At 53.7% G+C, this 1,027-nt stretch carries 1 protein-coding gene; it reads left to right on the top strand.

The features are described from left to right. Positions 1–964: PilX N-terminal domain-containing pilus assembly protein (locus ACQ754_RS17030; protein ID WP_440998242.1), on the top strand; the 964-nt coding region annotated here is incomplete at its 5' end. Positions 965–1,027 lie beyond the last annotated feature (63 nt).

Here is a 1,027-nt window from a genome sequence, read left to right as displayed (position 1 = left end):
GGCCAAGAACCCCGACTTTCCAGGGCGCTGGGCAGGCCCCGCTCCAAGAAACCGTCATTTGTTCAGCGTTTCCCTAATCGGAAATACCAGCATATTCGTCACTGGAGATAACGAAATCCGAGAGTGTACGGCGCGAAAGAAAAATTCGCTGCACCTCGGTCGCCGACACAGGGAGGCATTTGAAGTGCGTTTACCACAAGAGACACCACACATCCCAGCCATCGCGGCACGCCGCGCATTCACACCGGGTCAGTCTCAGTCGGGTTCCGCCCTGATCGTTTCGATGCTAATCCTGCTGGTCCTGACCGTCATCGGTGTCTCCGGAGCGAATCAGTCAATCCTCCAGGAGCGAATGGCGTCGAATACGAAAAGGCAAACCACTGCCCTATTCGCCGCGGATTCCGGAGCAGTAGCCATCTCCAGTTTCTTGAAAGAGGACTGGAATTTATCGAAATGTCCTCCGCAAGAAGACTTGGAAAATTTAGCTCAGGATGAATATCCATTTACCCTAGAAAACATCAATTGTCATGAAACAGGTGGAATAAAGTATTTAGATGCTACGATCGCTGGTTACCCAGCGCATTCAAACCCAAATACCGAAACATCTGTAAGGCGGATTGAAGCTAGGTTTATACTCTCAGATAACAACTCACCTTTGGCTAGCGCTGCCGACGCAGCGTATACGTGTTTCGGACAGGGATGCACCATTGATTTCCGAGGGCAGCCTGGCAGATTTCTCGGTTACGACCACTCAGTACCTGACGATTTGCCGGGCGGGAACCCCGGGGATGACAGTTTTTCTTACCAAAACAACGTTCCGGAAAACAAAGTCGGCCTCCTAATGCCGGGCGACGGCGGGGTCTTGGACCCCGGAACGGGTAACTCGGGTAATGCGGGAAACCCCGGGAACCCAGGAGGAGGAGGGGGTGGCTCACCTGATGGGTCCATACATAGTCCGTCCTGAATAACCCATTACGCGGCAGCCCGCATTCCGGGTTCGGGATTCTGATTCCGGCCGACGGTGTTG

Origin of the sequence: Arhodomonas sp. SL1 (assembly GCF_052060015.1) — a bacterium.
GTDB lineage: Bacteria > Pseudomonadota > Gammaproteobacteria > Nitrococcales > Nitrococcaceae > Arhodomonas.
Note: the sequence above shows the minus strand (reverse complement) of the source record. Positions and strands in the feature narration are given on the sequence as shown.